Below are 25,651 nucleotides of genomic sequence, written 5' to 3'. Positions count from 1 at the left end.
ACGAAAAACGAAAGACGGAAGACCTTGAAATGCCAGTAGATATCGAACGCGGCGCGATGCAAGGACAGTGCCGCACACGCCTTCATGCGTTACATACAAAAGGCCTAGCGGCGTTCGGACTTGTATTGACAGCCTCGTGCGTGCCGACATGGGCCGAGGCGCACGCCTGGAACGTCCCGTACTACCTGCCGGTTCCGCTGTGGCTATATGCCTACGCAGCCGCCGGAACGCTCATCATCTCTTTCATGATCCTGGCGTTCGCCGGCGCACGGATACCTATTGGCGAGTCACGGCCGGACGTGCAGCAGAACGCGGAGTCGAAGGCGTTGCGGATACCGGCGACAGCGCTCAAGGCCGGCCAGATCGCCAGCGTACTCTTTCTCGCGCTGTTGATCGTCGCCGGCTTGGCCGGAACTCCGAATCCGTTTCAGAACATCAGCATGTCGGGTTTCTGGATCTGGTTTTATCTGGGGGCAATCTATGTGAGCGCCGTGCTTGGAGACGTCTACGCTTTCGCCAATCCGGTGGCCTGTCTATTACGAATCGCGGCGCGGCATTTCCCTGCCATCGAAACAGGGCGGTATCGCTATCCCCGATCGCTCGCCGCGTATCCGGCATTGGTACCGTATGTCGCGCTCGTCGCATTGGAATTATTCGGCGCCGGCAGGCCGAGAGACGTCAGCGTGTTTCTGCTCTCGTACATCGCGTATGCGCTGGCAGGGGCGTTTTGCTTCGGCCGGGGCGTGTGGCTCACGCACTTTGACATGCTGGGTATCCTGTATCGCCTGTGCGCAAAGCTCTCTCCGTTTGGATGGCGTTCGATTTCAAACGGTGACGCTGCCATCCAACTGAGAAACCCGATTGCTGACATCGCGAGTGAACCGCCCCTGCACATGAGCATAGTGGCCTTCCTCTCGTTCATGCTTTCGTCGACGGCCTACGATGGTTTGCGAGACACGGCCCCATGGAATCGATTTTTCTGGGGAAGTATCTACCCACACATCGTTCGCTATATTCCGGCGCTTGGGAAAAACTATGCGTTGTCCGGCGAAGTGCTTCTAGTCTGGCAATGGCTGACTTTCGCTGCCATCGGCGTGGCGTATTACGTTCTGTTTCGACTGTTCTGTACGCTTCAGGCGACCAGTGCGCGCACGTCATTGAACGGTAAGGCGATCGCGCAGCAGTTTTGCCTCGCACTGTTGCCCATTGCACTGTTCTACAACGTCTGCCATTACTTCACGCTCTTTCTGGGGCAGGCGCGGCAAGTGCTTGTACTCGTCTCCGATCCGCTTGGACTTGGTTGGCATCTGCTACCGGCGCTGCCCGCGTTAAGCGATACCACGCCAGCCCAATCGCTTATCAACATGGGCTACATTTGGCACGCTCAAGTGCTGCTGATTCTCGTCGGACATCTGCTGAGTGTGTATGTCACCCACGCCATTGTCGTTAGGAATCATGTCGAAAGCTCAGTAGTCAGCGAGCTGCCACTGCTGGTATTGACGATTGCCTTGACAGTCAGCGGCCTGTGGATTCTGTCGCTTCCGCTAGCGTGAGGACCGCGGAACCCGGTCTGAGTTCGGAAGGTGATACGCCCCACCGTTTGCGGAATGTCGCTGAGAATTGACTGGGTGTCGCGAAACCACTAGCGAGCGCAGCTTTCGTGATGCTGCATTGCCCGCTGGTGATCAGGTTGCGTGCCGCTTGCAGGCGGATCTCGATGATGTACTGGTACGGCGTCAGCCCGTTTGCCTTCTTGAAGCTTCGTATGAACGAATACAGATCACCTGGATAGTCCACTGCATTGGCAATCGTCAGCAGTGTCAATTCGTCTCGAAAATGGCCTTGAATATACTCGACAGCCCTTTGCATCATGGGCGCATGTGCGTACTCTTTCGGCCGCTGGCGCGATTCTAGGTACGCCATTCGACGCAGAGCTGCTGCACCCAATGCTTCCGCGTACATCGGGCCAAGCGGCATTCCCGCAAGCGCGTCCTCGTGGATCGCTCGCACCATCTGTATGAGGAGATCGTCGCTTAGGTCATACCGGAGCGCAGAAGTGCCAAGTCGCCCATTCGTTTGCAGACCTGATTTGGCTAACCATGATTGATTAAAGTGAACGTTAGACCATTCGATCGGCGTTGACCATCGGCCAGAAAAAGAAAATCCGGGTGCGACGAACGTCAGCGGCGTTCGAAGGTGTATCGTGGTCCACCCTCTACCCTCCATTCGAAGCTCGGCTTTGACCTGCGGCGTCAGGTAAATGGTAAATATCGCTCCGGTCGTCTCCATATCGATGAGTTCGGAGTCGCCAGCGAAGTAGTGTTCGATCGCGATGGGGGAGAGTGAGGGCGCAACGGAACGCCGCTTCCACGTATCAGGCGTCTGGCAGCTCGCGAGGTTTCCCTCGGGAGCTACCTTGCAGAAACCTCGCATCGTCGTCTGGCTTGCCATTCGCCCCCCTGGGTTCGATATACGTTTTCCGGATGTGACCTACCTATGATCACTGCGCTTCACGTATTCACATGACTGTAGGCATCCATTCTTACGCGGTTCTTACCTCCTCCGTGATTAGCGTCCAGGCCGACATTTGCGTTACTGAAAGTCGGTGGAGCAGCCCCCTGAAACACCGGACATAGCCTCTCACTTAAACTAGCGGGTAGGCATAAGACCGTGTTTTTGACTAACACCAGGCAGGAAGTGATGGAAGTGTTGACGGGCCCGGAGCGTCGGCGGCGCTGGACGGCGGAGCAGAAGCTGGCAATGGTTCGCGAGAGTTTCGAGCCGGGGAAGTCGGTCTCGATGGTCGCGCGCCAGCACGGCGTGAACCCGAACCAGCTGTTCCACTGGCGCAAGCTGTACCAGGATGGGAGCCTGTCGGCGGTCAAGGCTGGGGAGGAAGTGGTTCCGGCATCGGAGCTGGCCGATGCGCTCAAGCAGATTCGCGAACTGCAACGGATGCTCGGCAAGAAGACCATGGAGAACGAGATTCTCCGAGAAGCAGTTGAGTACGGCCGGGCAAAAAAATGGATAGCGCACTCGCCCTCGCTGCCGGAGGACGTTCATATAGACGACCAGTGAAACTGGTTTGTTAAGTTCTCGGCGTGTCGGGCATCATAGAGACAAGGAGAACTCGATGAAGAAGCGATTTGCCGACGAGCAGATCATCCGCATCTTGCGCGAGGCCGAGAGTCGGGATGAACCGGTGAAGGATCTATGCAAGCGCCACAACATCTCGGAACAGACGTTCTATCGTTGGCGCAACAAGTTCGGCGGCATGGATGTGGCCGACGCGCGTCGGCTCAAGGAATTGGAGTCGGAGAACGATCGGCTTAAGCGCCTGATCGCCGAGCAGATGCTGGTGATCGACGGCCTGAAGGAATTCAGTCGAACAAAATGAGCACCCCGACGGGCCGGCGCGAGGCGCTGGAAATCCTGACTCGGCGGGGGCTATCTCGACGCAAGACATGTTGCTACCTGGGACTGAGTCGCCGGGTGGCGACCTATACGCTCAAGCAACCGGAGAAAGATCGGCGTCTGGGCGAGCAACTGATTGCGGCTGCGCAGGAGGTGCCGCGCTTCGGCTACCGATGGATGTCGGCTTGGCTGGCGCTGGGCGAATCGCGTGTGCGACGAATGTGGCGAGCCTTGCAGCTCAACATTCCGCGGCGGCGCCCTCGCCGACGTCGTTGCGGCAACGACATACGCCTGCCTGGCGCCACCCAGCCCAATTCGGTCTGGAGCGACGACTTTGTGCACGACCAGTTGGTGGATGGGCGAGCGTTAAAGATGCTTTGCGTGATCGATGAATACACCCGCGAGTGCCTGGAGATCGAGATCGGCGCCAGCCTGCGTTCGCAGGATGTGATCCTGACGCTGTTCGCGACTGATGCACCTGTACGGCAAGCCTGCGTTTGTGCGGTTGGACAACGATGCCGAATTTACCGCCGCCAAGGTCATGCGCTGGCTGAGAGATGCTGCAATCGGCCCGGCCTTCATCGCGCCCGGCAGCCCGTGGCAAAACGGATTCGTCGAGCGCTTCAACGGCAAGCTGTGCGACCAATTGCTGAATCGCGAATGGTTCCGCAGCCGGGCCGAGGCCAAGGTACTCATCGAACGCTGGCGACAGTTTTACAACGAGCGTCGGCCCCATAGCGCGCATCGCTATTAACCTCCTGCCACGGTCCGTCGAGCCTCGCTGGATTCCGATAATATCGACGCGAGACTCACTGCCTGATTGGTCACAAAATTCCGCCTCAGGTCACCGCAATGACGGCGATTATCGACCAATATGCTGCTGCTGTGAGACACGAATTGGCGATGCACTGAGCATTAAGCACTGACGGTACCCCATCGTCAACGTCAAGAACCTGGGCATGACGTTCGACGGTCGCCCGGTTGTGTCGGAGGGAGATAAAACCACTTGCGGCCCAACCCTCATGGCTTCGCAATCCATTAATCCGCGCGCGCATTTTCTAGTACCACACTGCGATCTCACCGCATCGTTATTTTTCTGCGCGCCATCATTATCTTCACCTTGATTCCATTAATGTGACCTGACGCGCTGACGCATCAGGTTCACGACCTATAACGTCATTACGCTTCACCCAACTTCACACCCAATAAGAGATCCGATATGAATCGATCATTCCGAATCGCCGCCGTATCTATCGCCGCGCTGTGCGCCGCGTCATTCCAGATCGCGCGCGCCGCGCCCCCCGACGTCACGGTCTATCCGGCTGCCAATGGCAGCGACCAGTCCGATGCGCTGCAACAGGCGTTCGACGCGCTGCAGCCCGGCCAGCGGCTCGTGCTCGCGCCCGGGCAGTACGCGGTGAGCCGCTCGCTGACCGTGAAGAATCCGCAGGTCGTGATTTCCGGCTATGGCGCGACCCTCAGCGCCACCCGCAGCGAGGACCAGACCATCGTGATGAGCGGCAAGAACTCGACGCTCGTCGGCGTGACGCTGGTCGGCACCGGCACGACCCGGCTGACGACGCCCGAGTCCACCAAGGTCGAGATCACCGGCATCGGCGTGCAGGTGCTCGACGTCTCGGTGCGCGGCGGCAGTAGCGCCGGGCTGTTCGTGTTCGGCGGCAAGGACGTCGCGCTGGTCGGCAACGACGTGCGCGACACGCTCGCGGACGGCATCCACACCACCTACGGCTCGCGCAACGTGCTGGTGCAGGACAACACGGTGACCGGCACCGGCGACGACCTGATCGCGGTCGTCAGCTACATCCCCGACGGCGCGATCAGCAGCAACGTGCTGATCCGGAACAACAACGTGTCCGGCAACTACTGGGGGCGCGGCATCACGGTGGTCGGCGGCGCGGACGTGACCATCACCGGCAACACGGTGCGCGGCGTGGAGAAGGCAGCCGGCATCCTGGTCGGCCAGGAGGACGGGTACAACACCTACGGCGCGAACAACGTCGTGGTGTCGAACAACACGATCTCCGACATCTCCTTGCCCAATCCCGGCAACCCCCGGCCGGAAACCGGCATGGCCGGCATCGACCTGAACACCCACTCCGGCAAGGTCACCCGTGTCGCCGTGCTGGACAACCGGTTGTCCAGCGTCCGGTACTCCGGCGTCCGCGCGCTCGGCAACGTGTGCCAGTTCCGCATCGAACGCAACACGCTCACGTCGATCGGCGGCGCGGCGCTCGACCTGATACAGGCACCCAGCTGCGCACCGAGCCAGATCGTCTGCGCGGCCAATACGCTCGATGGTCGGGCGTTGACGCCAACGGGCTGCGTGTCGAGCGCGACGCTCGACATCACCGGCGCGAACGTCTCGCGCATGCCGGTGGTGCGCGATGCGTTGCGGCAGCCGCGCAACGCGGCGGCCACCGCGCAGGCGCACTGACATCGCGACGCGGGGCGCGCGGCTGCGCGATGCGCCGCGTGCGCGCGGCGAGGCGTTGCACTGGCATCCGACGTTCATGGGCCGGTGCTATTCGCACTGGGTCGACGGGCTCAATGGCGACTGGCTGATCAGCCGGAGAACAAATTAAATCTGTCACTCCAGAATCCCCGCCGATCGAGGCATCCGGACCCTGAGTTGACGACTTTATCGACGGTCTTGCCAAAATAATGTCGTCAACTCGCATCATAGGCTTCGAAGCCCGACCGTAAGGCCTTGACCTTATGGACGATTCCCGGCACGCGATGCGCCGGTTGCGACGCCGCTCCCGCGCGGCGCACCCCGGCTGGACGCCTTCAGCCTCAAACTCGATCGCCGACTGACGCTGTTTCAACGTGGAGCGCCCGAACCGTGGCTGCTCATCGAAACGGATCCCGCCGTCCAATCATTTTGTGAGCGGCTGGGTGACGTGCAGCTCAACGGACAGCGCTACCTCGCCGATTTTATGGGCTTACGCCCGGCGATATTCTCAGCGAATTTGGCCCCGTAACGACCGATGTAATCGGGTTCTGCGTCGGATGTTATCAGGCCGCTAAAAATAGGCATATACACGCACGTGCTGAACGAACGCCAGGCGGGCCGTGGCGACGCGATACCTCGGTCGCCATGCGGATGGGATTTAGAAAGTAGTTCTGAGGCGTCGCGATTTACAGGTAGACGCGTAAATCCATAACTATTCGGCATACTTAATAAGTATGAATAGATCTCAGATCCTGTAGCTGCGCAATCGACTAGAACATCGTCTTGAGGCCAACCCGGGCAAGCACCTGGTTGGGTCCGCTCGACATGCCGTCCGGGCCGACCATCCCGTTGACCTGAGCCTGCGCGTCGGCGTTCGCCCGTTGCCAGACGGCCGAGACATAAGCGAGCGTGCGCTTGGAGAGCGCGTAGGTGAGCGCGGCCGAGAACTGGTTGGCGTGGTTGTTGTCGACCGTGGCGTTGCCGTTCATGTAAAGCCACGAACCACACAGGAACAGGAACGGGCTGATGTGCCAGACCTCGGCGAGCTGCGCGCCCCAGACACTGCCGTTGTTGATGCTGTTATGCACCGTGGTGAACAGCACCGTGGTCGTGAACGGGCCGGCATCGTAGTGCGCGCCGACACCCCAGTTGCGTACGCTGGTGCTGATGCCGCCAACGAGGTACTTCTGGTTCGTATAGGCCGCGTTGGCGCCAAAAGCCCCGTGTGCGTAGTTCAGCCCCACGCTGACCGCGCTGTTCGTGCCGATGGAACCGGGCACGCCGCCGAAGCTGTAGAGCACGCCGCCCGAGAATCCACCGTAAACCGGTGAGCTGTACTTGATTGCATTGGAGATGGCCATGTCGCCGCTCATCCGGTCCCAGTCCATCGCGCCCGTCGGATTCTCCGGTATGGCGAGTTTGTTGAACGGGCCAGCACGGAAATCGTAGAGGCCGGCGCCGAACATCGACGCGCCATCATTCATTCCCGAAAAGAGCGAATCGACCATGAAGTCATATTGCCGCCCGAAGGTCAGTCGGCCCAGCGTGTTCGAGTCGAGACCAACGAAAGCTTCGCGCGAGAACAGGCTTTGCTGAGGGATAAACGAACCGGTGCCGAGCATGAACTGGTTTTCGAGCTTGAATATCGCCGCGCTGCCGCCGCCGAGATCCTCACGCCCGCTGAGACTGAACAGATTCGGAAAGCCGATCCCGTCGTCGAAGCGGTAATTCGAATGTCCGCCCTGATTGCTGACGTAGGTGACACCGGCGTCGATCATGCCGCTCAACGTCACGCTGCTCTGGGCATGCGCGCAGGTTGCAAACAGCAGGGCTACGGCCGCCGGTACGGAACGGGTAATGCACATTGTTGTCTCCTCAATCGACTGCTTCGTCTTGGCGTTTCGTTATTTTTCCGGCCACGGCCGGTACTGCGTTGGGCCCGACAACCGCGTCAACGGTTATCGGGCGTCTCCTCACTGAGGGTTCCTGGGCACGATAGTTATTTGAGTTTCAGGAGCCTCATTGCGTTTTCTTTCAGGATCAAAGGCTTGACCTCATCCTTGAACCCCGCGACCTCGAAATCCCGCATCCATCGCTCGGGCGTGATGAGCGGATAGTCGCTGCCGAACAACATGCGATCCTTCAGCAGCGTGTTCGCGTATTGCACGAGCTGCGTCGGAAAGTATTTCGGACTCCAACCGGAAAGATCGATCCAGATGTTGGGCTTGTGCAGTGCGAGGCTTAGCGCCTCGTCCTGCCATGGCCAGCTCGGGTGGGCGATCACGATTTCCATATCGGGGAAGTCGATTGCCACGTCTTCTAGCAACATCGGGTTCGAGTTCTGCAGGCGCAATCCGCCGCCGCAACGCATGCCGCTGCCTATGCCCGAGTGGCCGCTGTGAAAGATCGCGGGCAGTTTGTATTCCGCTATGACTTCGTAGAGCGGCCAGGCCATGCGGTCGTAAGGCAGGAAGCCTTGCACCGTTGGATGGAATTTGAAGCCCTTTACGCCGCATTCCTCGATCAGGCGGCGCGCCTCGCGTGCGCCCATCTTGCCCTTGTGAGGGTCGATGCTCGCGAAAGCGATCATCATGTCGCTGTTTTTCTGCGCCGCTTCGCAGATTTCCTCGTTGGGAATGCGGCGGCGGCCGATCTGGCTCTCACTGTCCACGGTAAACATCACCAGACCGAGTTTTCGCTCGCGGTAGTAGGCAACGGTTTCGTCGATCGTAGGTCGCCGATTTGAGCCGAAGTACTTATCGGCGGCGTGGTCGTATTCTTCGGCGTAGTTGTCGAAGGGGTTGCGGCACGAGACTTCCGCATGCGTGTGGATGTCGATGGCGACGAGTTCGGAGGGATTCATGTGAAGTTCAGTGGTGGGTGCCGAGCGCGGACAGACGTCCGGCCGCGTAACCGAGGAAGAAGTCGAGGCTGCCCGGATTGCTCATGGTTCCGGCCTTGACGGCCTTTTCCGGATTGGCGCCGAGCAGGAGCTTGCGCACGGGCAGTTCCATTTTTTTGCCGGTGAGCGTGTAGGGAATCTCGTTGACCTGCACGATCGCGTCCGGCACGTGGCGGGCCGATGCGCGGGTGCGGATTGCCGCGACAATGCGCGCGCGCAACGCGTCGTCGAGCGAGACGCCCGGTGTGAGCACGACGAACAAGGGCATGAACGAAGGGCGGCCCAGATATTCGAGGTCAACAACGAGGCTGTTCTGCACCTCGGGCAACTCTTCGACCACGGTATAGATTTCCGCCGTACCCATGCGGATTCCGTAGCGGTTGATGGTTGTGTCCGAGCGGCCGTAAATGACGCAGCCGCCTTCGGGTGTGAACCGGATCCAGTCGCCGTGGCGCCAGATTCCTTCAAACAGATCGAAGTAGCTGTCGCGGTAGCGTGTGCCGTCGGTGTCGTTCCAGAAGAATATGGGCATCGAAGGCATTGGCTTCGTCACCACGAGTTCGCCAACTTCGCCCACGACGGGCCGGGCGTGGTCGTCGTAGGCGTAAGCGGCTACACCGAGTTCCGCGCACTGAATTTCCCCAGCCCGCACGGGCAGCAGCGGGCTACACGCGACGAGGCCCGATGCGATGTCGGTGCCGCCGCTGATCGAGCCCAGCCAGAGATCCTGCTTGATGGAACCGTAGACCCAGCGGAAGGCGTCGAGCGGGAGCGGCGAGCCGGTCGAGTTAATCAGGCGCAGCGCTTCGAAGCGGCCGAGTTTCGCGGGCTCGAGGCCTGCCTTCATGCAACCGGTCAGATAGGCGGCGCCGCAGCCGAACTGGGTGACGCCGAGTTCGTCGATGCTTTGCCACAGCGCGTTAGCGGATGGCCAGTTCGGATTGCCGTCGTACAGCACGATGGCGGCGCCGGCCAGCAGCGCGCCGATCTGCGTATTCCAGACGATCCATCCGGTACTGCCGAGGAACAGCATGCGGTCGCCAACCCGAACGTCGTGCTGGAGGCCGAGCGACTTGTAGTGCGTGAGCAGGACGCCGCCGTGTCCGTGCACGATCGGCTTTGGCAGGCCAGTCGTGCCGGACGAATAGACGATCCAGAGCGGATGCGCAAAAGGCACGCGTTCGAAGTGCGGCGTGGAGGCGGGTGCGGGATCGCGAGGCCACGGCAGGCGGTCGCGCCAGCCAACCGGGCGCTGCGCGGCAAGCGGGCCTTCAACGTGGATTACGCGGCGCACGCTCGGCAGACTGCCCAGGATCTGCTCGACCATTTCGGCGCGGTCGTGGACGTTGCCGTTGTAGCTGTAGCTGTCTACGGCGAACAGGACGGTGGGCTCGATCTGGCGAAACCGGTCAAGCACGACGGACAGTCCCATGTCCGGCGAGCATCCCGACCAGATCGCGCCGAGGCTTGCGCAGGCCAGAAAGGCGATCACGGTTTGCTCACGATTCGGCATGTAGGCGGCGACACGGTCGCCCACTTTCACGCCACTCATCAATAGCAGCTCGGCCATGCGGGCCGTTTCCGCCGCGAGCGTTGCCCACGAGATCATGCGCAGGGGTTCGTTCTCGGAACGCGCGATGAGGGCTGTGTCCGTGGGATTGCGTCCGCGGAACATGTGCTCCGCGTAGTTCAGTCGCGTGTTTGGAAACCATTGCGCGCCAGGCATCGACACCTTGCCGAGCACAGGTTCGATGCTCCCATCCGCGTCCACATCGAAATAGTCCCAGATGGATCGCCAGAACGACTCGATGTCGCTGACCGACCAGTTCCACAGCGACGCGTAGTCGCCGAAATCGTCGCGACCGCTGCGAACCAGCCATTGCATGTAGTCAGCCAGCCGCGTTGCGGCTTGCTGTTGCGCCGAGGGCGACCACATCAGGTCGCCTTCGGACAGGGATGAGGTGTTTGCGTCCATACATGAGTACCAGGATGAAAAGGGCACCGCGCGGACCGTTTCGAATGACGTCGGTCCCCGCGTTGTCCTGAAGCATACGGACGCACCCCACCGAACAGAAATGAGTGTAAATACCAATTTGGACTAAAAGTGCATTTCGTATTTAATACGCTCCATCGAGGCGAACGCTCCGGTCGGGCCTGTTGGGGCCGGACCGAGGCGGCGCGCATGGCAAACGAACGGAACAGCGAGAACGCGATGACTGAGGCAGTACATGAAGTGCCGGTTTTGATCGTGGGCGCGGGGCCAGCCGGCCTGGCTGCGACCCTGTTGCTCAAGCAATACGGAATCGAGGCGTTGACGGTCAATCGCTATGGCTGGACCGCCAACACGCCACGGGCGCACTACCAGAACCAGCGAGCGATCGAAATCCTGCGCGAGCTCAAGCTCGAAGACGAGGTGATGGCCACCGGCATGGCGCCCGATCTGGCGCGCAATGTGGTCTGGACGGAAACGCTGGCTGGCGTCGAGTTCGCGCGCATTCAGACCTATATGGCCGAGCGGCAGGACGACTATCGCCGCGCGAGTCCGTGCGAGTCTTCGAACATCGCCCAGTGCCTGCTCGAGCCCATCATGGCGCGCGCGGCGCTTGAGCGCGGCGCGTCGATCCGCTGGCAGCACGAGTTCGTGGATCTGGTTCAGGACGAGAACGGTGTGACCGCAACGATCGAAGATCGCTTGGATGGTCGCCGTTATCAGGTTCGTGCGAAATACGTGATTGGCGCCGATGGCGCACGCAGTCGCGTGGCGGAGACGTTGGGCGTGAAGCACGAGGGCCAGGAGGGCTGGGCCGCGGCCGTCAACGTCTGGTTCAAGGCCGATCTCACGAAATACTGCGCTTACCGTCCCGGCATTCTCTACTGGACCAATCGTCCGGGACTCGACTTCTGGGTGGGCAGCGGCGGCTTCATCAACGTGCGGCCGTGGAACGAGTGGGTGATGTCGTTCATGTACGACCCGGCGCAGGGTATGCCGGACCTTTCTCCCGAGGCGCTCGTCGAGCGGGTGCGCACGCTGGTGGGCGACTCGGCGCTGGAGGTCGAGGTGCTGGCTGCGAGTCCGTGGCAGATGAATGCGCTCGTTGCCGACCGTATGCGGGTGGGCCGGGTTTTTCTCGCGGGCGACGCGGTCCATCGTCATCCGCCATCGGGCGGGCTGGGCTCGAACACATCGATGCAGGATGCCTACAACCTTGCGTGGAAGCTGGCCGCCGTGCTCAAGGGCGAGGCGGGCGCTGCGCTGCTCGACAGCTATGAGACGGAGCGCTTGCCGGTTGCGCGCAAGGTCGTGGCCCGCTCGATGCAGAACATCGACTACTTCGTGGAGGTCGCCAAGGCGCTTGGTTTCCGCCCAGGGCAGACAGCGGATGAAGGCTGGCGCGCGTGGGAGGGTCTCGCCGCGCCAACGGGCGAGGGCGTGCAACGGCGGGATGCGCTATCGGCTGCGCTGGCGCTGCAGCGCTATCACTTTGCCGCGCATGGCACCGAACTCGGCACACGCTATCCGGCCGGCGCGCTGGCCGCCGAGCAGGCAGACGAGGACGGCGAGCGCGATACGGCGATCAAAAGCAGCGGCATCGACGGCGAACTCCACTACGTGCCGCGCGCGCGCGCCGGTTCCCATCTGCCGCATGCATGGATCGAACGCCAGGCCGACCGCAGGCGCATGTCCACGCTCGACGCGTGCGGCAGCGGCCGCTTTACGTTGCTGGTCGGACACGCGGGCGCTGGCTGGCGTGCCGCGGCGGCGCTGGTTTCAGCGGCGACGGGCTTGACGGTCGACGTGGTTGAAATTGGTACCGGCCTCGAATACCGCGATGTCGAAAACGCCTGGCACGCGCTGCGCGAAACGGGCGACGACGGTTGCCTGCTCGTGCGTCCCGACAAGGTGGTTGCATGGCGTAGCGCCGGGCTCGCGAGCGATCCGGCTCGCGAACTCGAACGCGTCGTGCGTGCTGTGCTGGCCCGCTAGGCAGGCCTCCGGAATCACTTAAACACTCACAAGACTCTCAGATATGAAACTGCTCAACTACCGCCGCAACGGCGATCAACGTACCGGCGCAATGACAGACGCGGGCATCGTCGACTTGACCGCCATGCTGCCGGGCGCGCCTACCGAAATCGTCGAGATTCTGCATGGCGGCGTCGATGCCATCGCCCACGCGCGCGAATGCGTGGCCGTGGCTAGCGCGTTCATCGATCCGGCCTCCGTCCACGTTCTCGCGCCGGTGCTCAAGCCGAGCAAGTTCCTGGGCGTAGGCGGAAACTTCATGTCGCATATCGACGAAGTCCGTCACCTCGGCTTCAAAGAGCCGAAGTACCCGATCTGGTTCAACAAGCAGGTGACCTGCGTGAACGGTCCGTTCGATCCGATCTATGCGCCGTTCGATTCTCAGGAACTCGACTACGAAGGCGAGATCGGCCTCGTGATCGGCAAGCGTTGCCGGCGTGTTTCCGTTGATGAGGCGCCTGGCGTGATCGCAGGGTACGTGGTCTGCAACGACGTGAGCATTCGCGACTGGCAAATGCGCGCGCCGACTTCGACGATCGGCAAGTCGTTCGACACGCATGGCCCGTTCGGCCCGTATCTCGTGACGCCGGATGAGGTTGGCGATCCGGGCGCGCTGATGATTCGCACCTGGGTGAATGGCGAGCTGCGCCAGCAAGGCTCGACCGCCGAGATGATCTTCAACGTGGCCGAGCTGGTTAGCGATCTGTCGCAGCGCTGCACGCTGGAAACTGGCGATGTGCTTTCGCTCGGTTCGCCCGCCGGTGTGGGTGGCTTGCGTAATCCGCCGGCGTACCTGAAGGAGGGCGATGTCGTGCGCGTTGAAGTGGAGAAAATCGGCGCGATCGAGAACCGAGTGTGCGCGGAACCGCGCTAACTGCAGCGTTATTCGCTGCGTTATTCGTATTGACAGGAAAAGAACATGGAAACGAAAGTCACCGAAACCCCCGCATCGCTCGAAGCCCATGCGGCGCGGCTGTCGCCGTACAAGCTTGCGCACGTGATCTGCCTGACCGACCGGATCGACGCGATGCGCGACTGGTATGCAACGGTGCTCAATGCAACGGTTGCGTTCGAAAACGCAAGCCTCTGCTTCATGCGCTATGACGACGAGCACCATCGCATCGGATTCATTCGCGCCGAGGGAATGCAGCCCGAACCGGTCGGCCCGACTCGCTCGATTCATCACTATTCGTTCACGTATCGGGATCTTGGCGAGCTGTTTGGCACCTATCTGCGTTTGCGTAGCGCGGGCATCGAGCCGTTCTGGTGCGTGAATCACGGTCCGACGACGTCGATGTATTACCGCGATCCGGACGGCCACCGCGTCGAACTCCAGGTCGACAACATGACGAATGAGGAAATCGACGCGTTTTTCGCGGCGGGCAGCTATGAGGAGAATCCGATCGGGGTGATTTTTGACCCGGAAAACTGGATTGCGCGCCTGCTTTCCGGGGAACCCGCGAGCAAGCTCGCGGTGCGCGAAGAGCTTCCTGCCGGCACGACGCCGTGGGACATGATTCGCAATTGATGGGCAATGTGAGCGGTTCCAATATCCTATGAGGGTCAACCCGGCCACGCCTGCTGCGCTACACTTGCACCACGTCAGCATGCGAGAGGCAAGAATGGTGAGGGCCACACTGGATCAGGAAAGACGGCTGGAAATCGGCCGCCAGCGGCGCGAGAAAACGCGCAACGGCATTATAGAAACTGCGTTCCAGGTCGTTCGGGAGCGGGGCGCGGATGAGCCGATGCTCGATGACTTCATTGCCGCCGCGGGCGTGGCGAAGGGGACGTTCTACAACCACTTTCCCACCAAGAGTGACTTGTTCCATGCATTGGGCAGCCATGTTGCCGATGCAATCGACGACCGCATCAATCTGGTCATCGAGGGCGTGACGGATCCGGCGCAGCGCATCGCGGTGGCTTGCCGCCAGTTCGTGCGGCTGTGCCGGGAGCGGCCCGAGTGGGGCTGGATTCTCGTACGGGCAATGCCGGGCGCCCAGGCAGGATGGAGCAAGGGCATGCAGCGCGGCGTGCTGGCCGACGTGCGGGCGGGCGTGAAGCTGGGTCTTTTCACAGTGCCGTCTGTACAGGTTGCTGTGGTGATCGGCATGGGAGCGCTTGCGATGGCGATTCAGGCTGTGTTGTCGGAAAAGACGCCAGCGCGGTTTGGAGAAGATGTCGCCGAATTGACGCTGCGGGCCATGGGGATGAGTCTGGAAGATGCACATCGGGTGGCCCATCTTCCGTTTGATATGAAGTAGTTTCCGCGGGACCGGTTTTGAAGACCGTCTCGCTTACCAATTACATCGCACTACTAGATAATTGGCGATTGACAGACAACGCCAGATGTAAGTGTTCGGTATTAACGCTAGCCGCGTTCAGTAACGTTGCTAGCATAAATTTGCGGAAGGGCCCCGGAGTTAAATGATTTTTCTAAAGTTGCTTGCGGCTGATTAGTCGTTGCATTCCTACAATAGAAGCCATGCCGATGTTCTCTAACGTCGCTAGCACGTTGCACGTGTTCTTTAATACATGCTAGCGCATGTGTCGCGTGGATGAGTAGGAGTCCATATGGATTAGATCGAAGAGCGGGCCGCTCGAGCGGCGAAGGTTGCGTCCGTGCTTTGACCGCTGGGCAACGGCGAGCTTTCCCGCAAGCAGGCCGAACGAGCAGCACTGCCATTAGGCGTTCACTGCAGTAGGCCGTTTCGTGAAAATCCTGAATCCGGAAAGTGCAGCGATACGTGTCCAATGGGCAGATGGCCGCGGCTTCGACAACGAATCGGGCTGGCGCAAAACGATCTGGATCGGTCGCGGAGCGGCGCACCCATCCGTGCTTGCCCCGTGCGTCAATTACGCCTCTATCCGCAAACAGCCTGTCGAGCGCATCGCCCCGTTCGAGGAAGCAGACGCGTGTGTTTACACGGGAGAAAACGTCGGTGGCCACTGTCGCGAGAGCAATTTCGTAGGGGCCGGGATCCACTCCATAAAACGAGGTCAGCATTCCGCGAATTTTCGAAGTCCGACGAGCATCGACCAACACCTCGCCGTCGTGGATCGCGCCGGCACGCTCGAAGGCTGTACAAAACAAGCGTGGCATCAACGACGGGACGATCATGATGACCTCTGGCGCCGCAACGAGTACGGTATAGGTGAGGGTGCCTCACACGGCAAGCAGTCCAGAATTGTTGTTGGACCGAGTGCATCAACCTGGCGTCGTGCCCGGCGCGCTTTACCGAGCGGGTTTAGTGTTAGCCGCCGGTGCTCGATTGACTCGCAATCAGTTTCGCCCCGCAGGCCAGTTCGTCGCCGTCGCATGCGGCCGGCTGACCATCGAAGCGGCCGTGCCCCGACCCCATCACGATTGTCGTCGGCCCGTGAATCTCGCAGATCGCAGGATCATGCAGTCGGGCGATTGCTCGGCCCTTGATTCGCGAATGCGGTGCGCCCGACAGAACACGGCCGCCATGACCGTGCCCATCGCCTTCTAGGACATAAGGTTTTTCGCTCATCAGAAAGCCCAACTGAAGTCCTGAGGATGGCCTGCCGGGCTGCCGCGTCCGGGGGGCTCAGCATCACGATCGTGGCGTGTAGCGGATCGCGTAGATTCACAAGCGTGCTGGTTTTGCCATCCTGGTTATTCATCATCAAAGCCAACGCAAGCTGGACCCACGTGGAGCGGGTGCCCGTATCGCCGCCAATGCGACGCTGCATATCGAATGCGTCTTTTGGATCGTCTAAATCGATATGCTGCGGGTTGTCGTGCAGTGACTGCACCATCAGCGGGAGCTGGCTCGACGACGCACCCGTGTCGTAAAACATCCGACTGGGTTGATTCTCGGGTGCAACGGTTTGCAGTACCTCCTGCCAGCCCGTTTTGATCTTCTCGATGCGCTCGCTTTTCTTCAGCGGTTCGCCGTGGCCGTCGCTCAGGTCGACGCGCACCGGACGATGCAGATATGCCAGTACCGGCCAATCATCGTACTCGTTCAGTTGCCAGTTTTTCCGCGGCACAGGCACCCGTGGATTCGGCTTGAACCGTTCGGGCACTTTCAACAGTGTGGTCTTCCCGAACTCCGGTAGTTTTGATTGCCAGTAGTCCCACGGCATTTCGTTGCGATGTTCTTTTCGATACTGATCCTGCTGGTCCCAGAAGTAGTTCCACAATTTGATCACGTCGTACTGCGTCTGAGGCTCATCGTCGAATTGCCCGGCGACGACACAAAGGAACGGGGGCGAGAAAGGCGGCGCTTTCGAGCGCCGCTGGTCTGAGGAATTTCCTCAGAATTTTTGATCGATACCGACCGCAACACCGAGTTGGCTGTGGCCGGGCTGGCCGACGGACGCGTAGTTGTTCAGGCCGAGTGAACTGCCACCATTGTTTCGGGCGGTACCGACGTTCGCATACAGCATCGTGCGCTTCGAGAGCGAGTAGAGTGTTCCCGCGACGAAGATCATCGGGTGCGCGTCGCACCCCTGGTAGTCGTAACGGCCACCGATCGCGTACACCTGCAGGAAAGGGGTAACGAACGCGTTGCCGGCGAGCCAATATACGGTGCCGCGAGGCGTGAGTTGCAGGTCGCCCGTGACCCGGGTGACATTGGCCATCACCGCGAATTTCGCTGCGTTGTACCGTGCGGCGAATGCGTAGCGGTTGTCGACGCGCGACGACAGATCGCCCGTCTCCGTCACCGTGCCGCGAGCCTGCTCGTACGTCGCAGTCGCCGTGAAGCGATTGACCGTATATTCGAGTGCGGCACCGATATATCGCCCGGCCAGCGCATTGCCCGGTTCCTGCTGGCCGAAACCGTACATGGCTTCGGTAGTGAAACCCGCGAAACGGCTCGACGTGAACTTCGCCGAATTGTTCACGCGGATCGTCGCCAGCGGAATGGCATTGAGTGACAGGGCCGAATAGGCCGCGAAAAAAGTCGGGTCGTAGTAGATCCCTCTGTCGAACTGCACGCTGTACTGGCGTCCGAACGTCAACTTCCCGACGCTGCCGTCAACGCCCACCCACGCCTGGCGATTGAAGAGCGTGTTGGCCACGACCATCGATCCGGTCGCCGAATTGAAGCCATTCTCGAGCTGGAACACCGCTTTCACGCCGCCTCCGAGGTCTTCGACGCCTCTGAAGCCGAAACGCGATGGCAAATACGCGCTCGGTGCCATCCCGATCGATCGATGCCCTGCGCTATCCGCATTGGTGAGATATTGAATCCCCGTGTCGACAAGCCCGTACAGGGTGACGGAACTTTGAGCCATTGCAAGGCCAGGAGTCGACATTAAAAGTAGTTGTACGAATCGTTTCATCGAAAAATTGACGCCTGTTGAAATCAGCAGTCTCGGTGGATTTCCGAACAGCAAAAGCAGGACGGCGGCAGGGCCGGAATTTATCGACATCGGGCCTGGCGGATTGCCCGGCCGGACACCGGCTTCTGCTACAGATGGCTGCGGCGCGCGATCGACCCGGTCGGCCATGACCGGATGATCGGACGCACCGCAGCCGGCACGCTCATTGCGAGGCCAACGTCTGGGGCTTGGCCGCGCCCAGCAGGTAGTGGATCGCCGCGACCGTAGCGATGTTGGCGGCCAGGCATGGCAAACCCAGGTTGATGCCGCCGAACTGAACCTTCCCGAGATACAGTGCCAACGCGAGACCTTGTCCGACGATCATGCCTGCCGTCACCGCCACCGGCCGGATACGCAGCGAGAACAGCACGGCGATCAGGCCCGGGAAGAACTGGGTGACGCCGTAATAGGTGACGTTGATCAGCGTAAGCATCAGCGTGGGTGCTGCAGACGTCATCGCAATGGACACGGCGAGGTACACGAAAATGACGATCTTCGCCGCCCCTGTCTGCCGTTGCGACGGTAGCGACGGCAGCAGGTTGCGGCTCACGATCGGGCCGATCGCGAGACACATGCTGGTCAGCACGAGCAGGCCGGAAAGCGCTGCCGCCGCTGCGACGAGCCCGAGCATCCACGACGGGAGCAACGCATTCGCAGCAGCGAAGAACGCCTCGTTCGGCGAGCGAAGATGCAGGTTCTGGCTGATTGCGTAGTACGCGGCGATGACGAGGAACGGATACATCAGCATATAGAGCGGCATTGCGATCTGCGAGCGTCGGATCGTGTCGGCGCTTTTCGCGGTGAAGAAAATCTGCACGCCGAACGGCATCGCGAGGAAGCCGAGCGATTGCAGCAGGATCGTGCTCATCGAGAACCGCAGCTGTTCCGCATTCATCTGGTTGCCCACGTGCAGGCTCGCTGCGTGGAACACCTCCGTCACGCCGACGTGTCCCGCCACGGCCAGGCCCGTGATCACGATCGCCAGGACCATCAGGATGTCCTTCAACACGGCGACGTACGCCGACGAACGGATACCGGCGATCATGATGTATAGAAATGCGAGCACACCAGCGATCAGCACCATGTGCAGCGGCTCGAATTGCCAGCCCAGGCCACGAAACGCGGCAACGAGGCCCGTGAACTGCAGTTGAGCCATCGGCAGCAGAAACACGATCGACGACAGGGCGACGACGAACTCGGTCGAGCGGCTTCGGAAATAGCCGCCGAACAGGTCCGCGAGCGTAATCGCGTTGTAGCGCTGCCCCGCTTCCCAGATCTTTGGGCCGAGAAAATAGCCGAGCGGGTAGGCGAGCAGAATGTAGCCGAGGAACCAGATCCCGTAGGTCGGCCCCTTCGCATAGATGCCGCCCGCGAAGCCGACCATCGTCGCGACGCTGTAAATCTCGCCCGCTGCCAGGAAGAAGACGAGAAATGCACCGAACTGCCGCGATGCGACGAAGAAATCGTGCACGCTCTGCTTGCCTACGCCTCGGCGCGAGTAAAGCGCGAGGCAGAACGACAGGAGGATGAACCCCGTGAATACCACAGACGACATGTGATCCTCCGCGAAATCAGACATCAAGCCGCGCCGCATCGGCCGCCGGCTTGTCGAAACAGCGCCAGCAGACGTACAGGCATGCGGACGTCAGCACAAACCACGCGAACATCCACGCGTAGATGAACGGCACGCCGAACACGTACGCATCGACGGACGAGACCCAGGGCAGCAAACCCAATACGCCGAGATAAGGCACGGCGATGCCGATCAGAAACTTGGGCATGGCCTGTCACGCCTCCTGCCGCGCTGCACCGACCGGATCGATCGGCGTGCAGATGCCGGCGCGCGCTTCGATCGCCTCGCCGGCCGCCAGACACAGCGCTTCCTGGAAGCGACCCGCAACGATCTGGACGCCCATCGGCACACCATCTCGAACGCCGGTTGGCACGGACAGTCCCGGCAGGCCGAGGAGCGCTGTCGCAAGCAGCGGGCCCTGCGCATCGAGGATGCGCCGGAACGCGTCGTCGCCTCGTTGGTCTTCGTCGATCGCGAACGGCTGCTCGCACGACACGGGCATCAGCAGCAGCGGGTATTGCTGGAAGAACGCCTGCCATTCGCGCAGCAGGCCCGTGCGCCGGGCGAGCCCGTTCATGTAGCCGGCCAGGTCGAGCGGTGTCGCGAGGCGGCGCTGGCACGCGAACGCGTTGCGAATCGCCTGGTCGCCATGCGTCTCGATCGTCTTGCCCAAGCCGCTCACCGCTTCGTTGGTGACGAGGGCGAGCCAGAGGTCGCTCGCCTCGTTCAACCGCGGCGGCACGACTTCCTCGACCACGCATCCGGCATCTTCGAGCCAGCGTGCCGCCTGACGCACGGCGTCGGCCACGACGGGGTCGGTCGGCACGCCCGGGATCGATGTGCATACGGCAACGCGTGCAGGGAACCGTGCAGTCGATGCGGGGCCGCCGTCCGGCGCGACGGGCATCCACCACGCGTCCCGCGAATCGGGCGCGGCCATCGCCGACAGTGCAAGACGCAGGTCGCCGACCGTGCGCGCCAGCGGCCCCTGAACCGACGCGAGCTGAACGGCGAGCGTCCGGTCCTGCGACTGCGTCGGGTTGTAGGCCGGCACGCGGCCCGAGGTCGGGCGCAGGCCTGCGACGCCGCACGCGTAAGCCGGGTAACGGATCGATCCACCGAGATCGTTGCCGTGTGCGATCGGGCCGATGCCTGCCGCAACGGCCGCCGCCGCGCCGCCGCTCGAGCCGCCCGGCGTCAGGCCCGGATGCCACGGGTTCAGCGTGCGGCCGTACAGGTCGTTGTCCGTAAACCAGCGGTACGAGAACGCCGGTGCGTTGTTGCGTCCGATGATGATGGCGCCGGCCTTGCGCAGGTTCGCCACCACGGGGCTGTCCTCGTGCGCGACGAGGTTCCCGAAGGCCTTCACGCCGTTGGTCGTCGCGAAGCCGGCCATGTCGACGTTCACCTTGACGGTCACCGGTACGCCGTGCAGCGGGCCGGTCGGTTCTCGTCGCGCAACCGCTTCGTCGGCTGCCGTGGCGGCGGCCAACGCGCTGTCGGCAAGCACGTCGACGATCGCGTTGATCCGCGGATTGACGTCATTGAGCCGCTGCAGGCAACTCTGCACGAGTTCCTTCGACGACACGTCGCGGCGCGCGACGAGTGCCGTCATTTCCGTTGCGCTCAGGCGCCACAATTGCTGTTCCATGTCTCGCTCCTTCTTGTTCTACATCGTTATGGTTTGCCGCGAACGCCCGACCGGGCACGCGTTGAAGGAAGCCTAACCGGACAGTATTGGTCGCATAAGACGAGCTTTTTTCGGTGAAGACAACTTGTGGTTGTCAGCGCCGCTGGAGCGCATGCGGCGCCGCGACCGCGCGGATCGGCCGCTCCGACGCGCATACGCGGATAGAATCTGGGCCGAACGACAGGGCGTCCGGCAGTCATGCCACGGCGTGAAATACAAGAATGCAGAACCGCGGAAGGAGACATGAAAGACCACCACTTGAAGGCGTGGCTTGCGCTGGTTGAAACCGGCAGCATTCGCGGCGCCGCGCGCCATCTTCACTTGAGCCAGGCGGCAGTCACCAAGGCGATCCGCGAACTGGAGCAGGACCTGGAGGCGCCGCTGATCTCGCGCAGCACGCGCGGCGTGACGCTGACGGAGTGCGGCCAGCAACTGACCGTGCGTGCACGGCTCGCCCAAGCGCAGCTGACGCTTGCGCGCCAGGATATCCGGCAGATTCTCGGCGGCAAGCATGGGCACGTATCCGTTGCCGTGACGCCGATGGTGTTTCTCGGCGTGCTGCCTGGCGTGATCGAGCGCTTCCGCAAGCGCATGCCGCTCGCGAAGCTCACGGTCGAGGAAGGGATGATGCCGCACGTCCTCCACGCGCTGCGCGACGGCTCGATCGATTTCGCAGTGGCGGCGCCCGCCGACGAGGAAGTCAGAGGCGAGTTCCATTTCGAACCGCTGCAGGTGCTGGAGACGGTCGTGGCATGCCGGCGCGGACATCCGCTGGAGACAGCCACCGAATGGCATCAGCTCGTCGGCTGCACGTGGGTCATGAACCTGTCGTCAGGCAGCCAGCACAGCAACCTGCTCGACCATTTGCGGCGAACGCACCATGCGCTGCCGGATTCGATCGTCAGGGTCAATACGTTCGGCGTCGGCTGGAACCTGATGACGCGGAGCGACGCATTGCTTTCGTGTCCGGCCGAGATGCTCGCAGTGGAGCCTTATGCAGCGCAGGCATGCCGGATCCCGTTGCGCATGGCGCTCCCGCCGCTCACGCTCGGCATCCTCAAGCTGCGCGATGCGCCGCTGTCGCTGGCCGCGGAGACGCTGGTCGCACTGTTCAGGCGAGACCTGGCGGATTGATCAGGGCGTCCAGCGATCAACGGTGACACGGTTGCCCATGACGTTGTTCTTCGTGACCACGTATTCCCCCGTCGATCGACGGCATGCCCGGATGCCGTACATCGAATCTCTCCTGCCGGAAAACGCCAGGATGACCGTCGTTCCACCTGAAGGAGCGATCCCGGTCAAGCATGGCGCAACTGGTGAGACAAAAGTATTTACGGGGAATAGCAATTCGCCAAAATCCCCCGCGAAAGGAGATTGTTGAGATGTACGCAGACGATTTTGACGGTGAGATTGAGATCGATGAGGTCGATAATCTGGTCGAGTTCCTCAGTAGACGACCTGCATTCGACGCAAATAATTTTGTGTTGACGTTTGAGGAAAGTGGTTTTCCTCAATTGAATATTTTTGCAAAAAGCGATGTTGCCGTCGTCTATTACATGGACATTGGTGGGAATTTCGTTTCGAAAGGCGCTTCCGAGACAGGTGGTACGGAGAAGTTTTACGAGAATAAGCTCGGCGGGGAAGTAGATCTGTCGAAAGATTGTGTCGTGAGTAAAGAGCAAATGATTGAAGCCGCAAAGCAGTTTTTTGCGACGAAGCAACGGCCCGAGCAACTGTCATGGAGCGAGTTGTAAGAAACGGAGCCTCGTGACGGTCGTCCCTTTGTAGATTCCTTGGCTCGTATGGACGAGCCATTTTTTCGAACGCGGAGCGCTTGACGTTCAGTGCAAGAGCTGGGGAAGCTTTTACGACAGTGCGATGACGATCACCGGCTGCTGCGCTGGCACCGACAGGATCATGCCGCAATGACGGCGATTATCGACCAATATGCTGCTGCTGTGAGACACGAATTGGCGATGTACTGAGCATTAAACACTGACGGTACCCCATCGTCAACGTCAAGAACCTGGGCATGACGTTCGACGGCCGCCCGGTTGTTTTCGAGTACCACACTGCGATCTCACCACACGCTATTTTCCTGCGCGCCATCATTATCTTCACCTTGATTCCATTAATGTGACCTGACGCGCTGACGCATCAGGTTCACGACCTATAACGTTATTACGCTTCACCCAACTTCACACCCAATAAGAGATCCGATATGAATCGATCATTCCGAATCGCCGCCGTATCTATCGCCGCGCTGTGCGCCGCGTCATTCCAGATCGCGCGCGCCGCGCCCCCCGACGTCACGGTCTATCCGGCTGCCAATGGCAGCGACCAGTCCGATGCGCTGCAACAGGCGTTCGACGCGCTGCAGCCCGGCCAGCGGCTCGTGCTCGCGCCCGGGCAGTACGCGGTGAGCCGCTCGCTGACCGTGAAGAATCCGCAGGTCGTGATTTCCGGCTATGGCGCGACCCTCAGCGCCACCCGCAGCGAGGACCAGACCATCGTGATGAGCGGCAAGAACTCGACGCTCGTCGGCGTGACGCTGGTCGGCACCGGCACGACCCGGCTGACGACGCCCGAGTCCACCAAGGTCGAGATCACCGGCATCGGCGTGCAGGTGCTCGACGTCTCGGTGCGCGGCGGCAGTAGCGCCGGGCTGTTCGTGTTCGGCGGCAAGGACGTCGCGCTGGTCGGCAACGACGTGCGCGACACGCTCGCGGACGGCATCCACACCACCTACGGCTCGCGCAACGTGCTGGTGCAGGACAACACGGTGACCGGCACAGGCGACGACCTGATCGCGGTCGTCAGCTACATCCCCGACGGCGCGATCAGCAGCAACGTGCTGATCCGGAACAACAACGTGTCCGGCAACTACTGGGGGCGCGGCATCACGGTGGTCGGCGGCGCGGACGTGACCATCACCGGCAACACGGTGCGCGGCGTGGAGAAGGCAGCCGGCATCCTGGTCGGCCAGGAGGACGGGTACAACACCTACGGCGCGAACAACGTCGTGGTGTCGAACAACACGATCTCCGACATCTCCTTGCCCAATCCCGGCAACCCCCGGCCGGAAACCGGCATGGCCGGCATCGACCTGAACACCCACTCCGGCAAGGTCACCCGTGTCGCCGTGCTGGACAACCGGTTGTCCAGCGTCCGGTACTCCGGCGTCCGCGCGCTCGGCAACGTGTGCCAGTTCCGCATCGAACGCAACACGCTCACGTCGATCGGCGGCGCGGCGCTCGACCTGATACAGGCACCCAGCTGCGCACCGAGCCAGATCGTCTGCGCGGCCAATACGCTCGATGGTCGGGCGTTGACGCCAACGGGCTGCGTGTCGAGCGCGACGCTCGACATCACCGGCGCGAACGTCTCGCGCATGCCGGTGGTGCGCGATGCGTTGCGGCAGCCGCGCAACGCGGCGGCCACCGCGCAGGCGCACTGACATCGCGACGCGGGGCGCGCGGCTGCGCGATGCGCCGCGTGCGCGCGGCGAGGCGTTGCACTGGCATCCGACGTTCATGGGCCGGTGCTATTCGCACTGGGTCGACGGGCTCAACGGCGACTGGCTGATCAGCCGTCAGCCGTAGAGCAAATTAAATCTGTCACTCCAGAATCCCCGCCGATCCAGGCATCCAGCCCCAGAGTTGACGACTTTATCGACGGTCTTGCCAAAATAATGTCGTCAACTCGCCGGTGTCCGCATCAAATTTGTCCACTCGCGAAGTGGACCATGCGTTCCGACGGTAAGCTCCTGATTTCCAGATTGATTCCCGCAGCACAATGCGATCCGTCGCGACGCAGAGTTCAGGCGGGACGCTCTTTGTCTCAAACCAAGTCCGCCGGTGGGGGACATGCGGCGTTGTGGGGCTGCCGGGGTCGACTGCATCCGGCGGCATTCGGCCAACAAGAGACTGTCGGCGACATCTTCTTCGGGCCATTCGAACGGAGTTGGAACCGTACGCGTTTTGTCGAGGCGTGCACCCAACAGAGGCTGTCTCTCGTGTCGGTATGCGTCTTTGCAGTCCCGCCCCCCAATTCTTCGTGGCCGCGGCACGCTTCTATTGCGCACCTGCCCGGCGCCCCATCGCAAACAACTCGCTATCCGCTTCGACGCCTGGCGCGAGTTCACTGGCGTGGCCCCGAATCCGTCTCCGACAAACTGAGATTGTCGTCCGTTGCATTTTCATCCTCGATGGTCGTTAAGT

At 61.4% G+C, this 25,651-nt stretch carries 19 protein-coding genes and 2 pseudogenes; 11 read left to right on the top strand and 10 right to left on the bottom strand.

Going from position 1 to position 25,651, the window contains the following annotated elements; genetic code table 11:
• Positions 1-29 precede the first annotated feature (29 nt).
• On the top strand, positions 30-1,553 hold the full coding sequence (locus ACN8ZM_RS36905; protein ID WP_420212923.1) for a hypothetical protein: 1,524 nt from the start codon (positions 30-32) through the stop codon (positions 1,551-1,553).
• Here ACN8ZM_RS36905 and ACN8ZM_RS36900 read toward each other — a convergent pair.
• Complete coding sequence (locus tag ACN8ZM_RS36900; RefSeq protein ID WP_420212922.1) at positions 1,516-2,451, bottom strand: helix-turn-helix domain-containing protein; 936 nt, start codon at positions 2,449-2,451, stop codon at positions 1,516-1,518. The two genes, ACN8ZM_RS36905 and ACN8ZM_RS36900, sit on opposite strands and share 38 nt — an antisense overlap.
• Positions 2,452-2,700: 249 nt before the next feature.
• On the opposite strand from ACN8ZM_RS36900, the pseudogene ACN8ZM_RS36895 reads away from it, so the two are divergent.
• From ACN8ZM_RS36895 to ACN8ZM_RS36885, 3 genes and pseudogenes are all read left to right on the top strand, one after another.
• A pseudogene (locus tag ACN8ZM_RS36895) lies at positions 2,701-3,089 on the top strand (transposase); the annotation flags it as partial.
• 44 nt (positions 3,090-3,133) lie between these two features.
• A pseudogene (locus tag ACN8ZM_RS36890) lies at positions 3,134-4,234 on the top strand (IS3 family transposase).
• A 399-nt stretch (positions 4,235-4,633) separates the two neighbouring features.
• Entirely contained in the window at positions 4,634-5,869 is a 1,236-nt protein-coding gene (locus ACN8ZM_RS36885) for a right-handed parallel beta-helix repeat-containing protein (protein ID WP_089454178.1), read from the top strand.
• Between the two features lie 788 nt (positions 5,870-6,657).
• Here ACN8ZM_RS36885 and ACN8ZM_RS36880 read toward each other — a convergent pair.
• From ACN8ZM_RS36880 to ACN8ZM_RS36870, 3 genes are all read right to left on the bottom strand, one after another.
• Complete coding sequence (locus ACN8ZM_RS36880) at positions 6,658-7,752, bottom strand: porin (RefSeq protein WP_420212921.1); 1,095 nt, start codon at positions 7,750-7,752, stop codon at positions 6,658-6,660.
• A gap of 134 nt (positions 7,753-7,886) precedes the next feature.
• Positions 7,887-8,750, bottom strand: a complete 864-nt coding sequence (locus ACN8ZM_RS36875) for an amidohydrolase family protein (protein WP_420212920.1) — start codon at positions 8,748-8,750, stop codon at positions 7,887-7,889.
• A 7-nt stretch (positions 8,751-8,757) separates the two neighbouring features.
• Positions 8,758-10,764 (bottom strand): acetoacetate--CoA ligase, encoded by a 2,007-nt coding sequence (locus ACN8ZM_RS36870; protein WP_420212919.1) that lies wholly within the window; start codon positions 10,762-10,764, stop codon positions 8,758-8,760.
• A 207-nt stretch (positions 10,765-10,971) separates the two neighbouring features.
• Between ACN8ZM_RS36870 and ACN8ZM_RS36865 the strand changes: the two genes are divergently transcribed.
• The 4 genes from ACN8ZM_RS36865 (at position 10,972) to ACN8ZM_RS36850 (ending at position 15,077) form a co-directional block, all read left to right on the top strand.
• Positions 10,972-12,774, top strand: coding sequence for an FAD-dependent oxidoreductase (locus tag ACN8ZM_RS36865; RefSeq protein WP_420212918.1), 1,803 nt, complete (start codon positions 10,972-10,974; stop codon positions 12,772-12,774).
• A gap of 43 nt (positions 12,775-12,817) precedes the next feature.
• A complete protein-coding gene (locus ACN8ZM_RS36860) occupies positions 12,818-13,687 on the top strand; it encodes a fumarylacetoacetate hydrolase family protein (protein WP_420212917.1) in 870 nt (289 codons plus the stop codon).
• Positions 13,688-13,732: 45 nt separating this feature from the next.
• Positions 13,733-14,341, top strand: coding sequence for a VOC family protein (locus tag ACN8ZM_RS36855; RefSeq protein WP_420212916.1), 609 nt, complete (start codon positions 13,733-13,735; stop codon positions 14,339-14,341).
• Positions 14,342-14,435: 94 nt separating this feature from the next.
• Positions 14,436-15,077 carry a TetR/AcrR family transcriptional regulator gene (locus ACN8ZM_RS36850; protein ID WP_420212915.1) on the top strand — a complete coding sequence of 214 codons (642 nt, stop codon included), beginning with the start codon at positions 14,436-14,438 and terminating at the stop codon, positions 15,075-15,077.
• A gap of 990 nt (positions 15,078-16,067) precedes the next feature.
• On the opposite strand, the gene ACN8ZM_RS36845 is transcribed toward ACN8ZM_RS36850, so the two are convergent.
• From ACN8ZM_RS36845 to ACN8ZM_RS36820, 6 genes are all read right to left on the bottom strand, one after another.
• Positions 16,068-16,328: a PAAR domain-containing protein gene (locus tag ACN8ZM_RS36845; RefSeq protein ID WP_420212914.1), complete on the bottom strand. Its 261-nt coding sequence runs from the start codon at positions 16,326-16,328 to the stop codon at positions 16,068-16,070.
• Positions 16,216-16,992 (bottom strand): hypothetical protein, encoded by a 777-nt coding sequence (locus ACN8ZM_RS36840; RefSeq protein WP_420212913.1) that lies wholly within the window; start codon positions 16,990-16,992, stop codon positions 16,216-16,218. The genes ACN8ZM_RS36845 and ACN8ZM_RS36840 overlap by 113 nt, the downstream gene beginning before the upstream one ends.
• A gap of 105 nt (positions 16,993-17,097) precedes the next feature.
• On the bottom strand, positions 17,098-18,297 hold the full coding sequence (locus ACN8ZM_RS36835; protein WP_420212912.1) for a porin: 1,200 nt from the start codon (positions 18,295-18,297) through the stop codon (positions 17,098-17,100).
• 34 nt (positions 18,298-18,331) lie between these two features.
• Positions 18,332-19,723 carry a sodium:solute symporter family protein gene (locus tag ACN8ZM_RS36830; RefSeq protein ID WP_420212911.1) on the bottom strand — a complete coding sequence of 464 codons (1,392 nt, stop codon included), beginning with the start codon at positions 19,721-19,723 and terminating at the stop codon, positions 18,332-18,334.
• A gap of 16 nt (positions 19,724-19,739) precedes the next feature.
• On the bottom strand, positions 19,740-19,949 hold the full coding sequence (locus tag ACN8ZM_RS36825) for a DUF3311 domain-containing protein (protein WP_011349362.1): 210 nt from the start codon (positions 19,947-19,949) through the stop codon (positions 19,740-19,742).
• A gap of 6 nt (positions 19,950-19,955) precedes the next feature.
• Positions 19,956-21,392: an amidase family protein gene (locus tag ACN8ZM_RS36820; protein WP_420212910.1), complete on the bottom strand. Its 1,437-nt coding sequence runs from the start codon at positions 21,390-21,392 to the stop codon at positions 19,956-19,958.
• Positions 21,393-21,674: 282 nt separating this feature from the next.
• On the opposite strand from ACN8ZM_RS36820, the gene ACN8ZM_RS36815 reads away from it, so the two are divergent.
• The 3 genes from ACN8ZM_RS36815 (at position 21,675) to ACN8ZM_RS36805 (ending at position 24,888) form a co-directional block, all read left to right on the top strand.
• Positions 21,675-22,565, top strand: coding sequence for a LysR substrate-binding domain-containing protein (locus ACN8ZM_RS36815; RefSeq protein WP_043185554.1), 891 nt, complete (start codon positions 21,675-21,677; stop codon positions 22,563-22,565).
• Positions 22,566-22,744: 179 nt separating this feature from the next.
• Positions 22,745-23,185, top strand: a complete 441-nt coding sequence (locus ACN8ZM_RS36810; protein ID WP_420213325.1) for an Imm1 family immunity protein — start codon at positions 22,745-22,747, stop codon at positions 23,183-23,185.
• Positions 23,186-23,652: 467 nt separating this feature from the next.
• The gene (locus tag ACN8ZM_RS36805) at positions 23,653-24,888 is read left to right on the top strand and encodes a right-handed parallel beta-helix repeat-containing protein (RefSeq protein ID WP_089454178.1); all 1,236 of its coding nucleotides are present in this window, start codon (positions 23,653-23,655) and stop codon (positions 24,886-24,888) included.
• Positions 24,889-25,651: the final 763 nt, after the last annotated feature.

Origin of the sequence: Burkholderia aenigmatica (assembly GCF_048627025.1) — a bacterium.
GTDB classification, from domain to species: Bacteria; Pseudomonadota; Gammaproteobacteria; order Burkholderiales; family Burkholderiaceae; genus Burkholderia; species Burkholderia aenigmatica.
The sequence above is the reverse complement of the archived record's forward strand: the minus strand, read 5'-3'. Positions and strand labels throughout refer to the sequence as shown.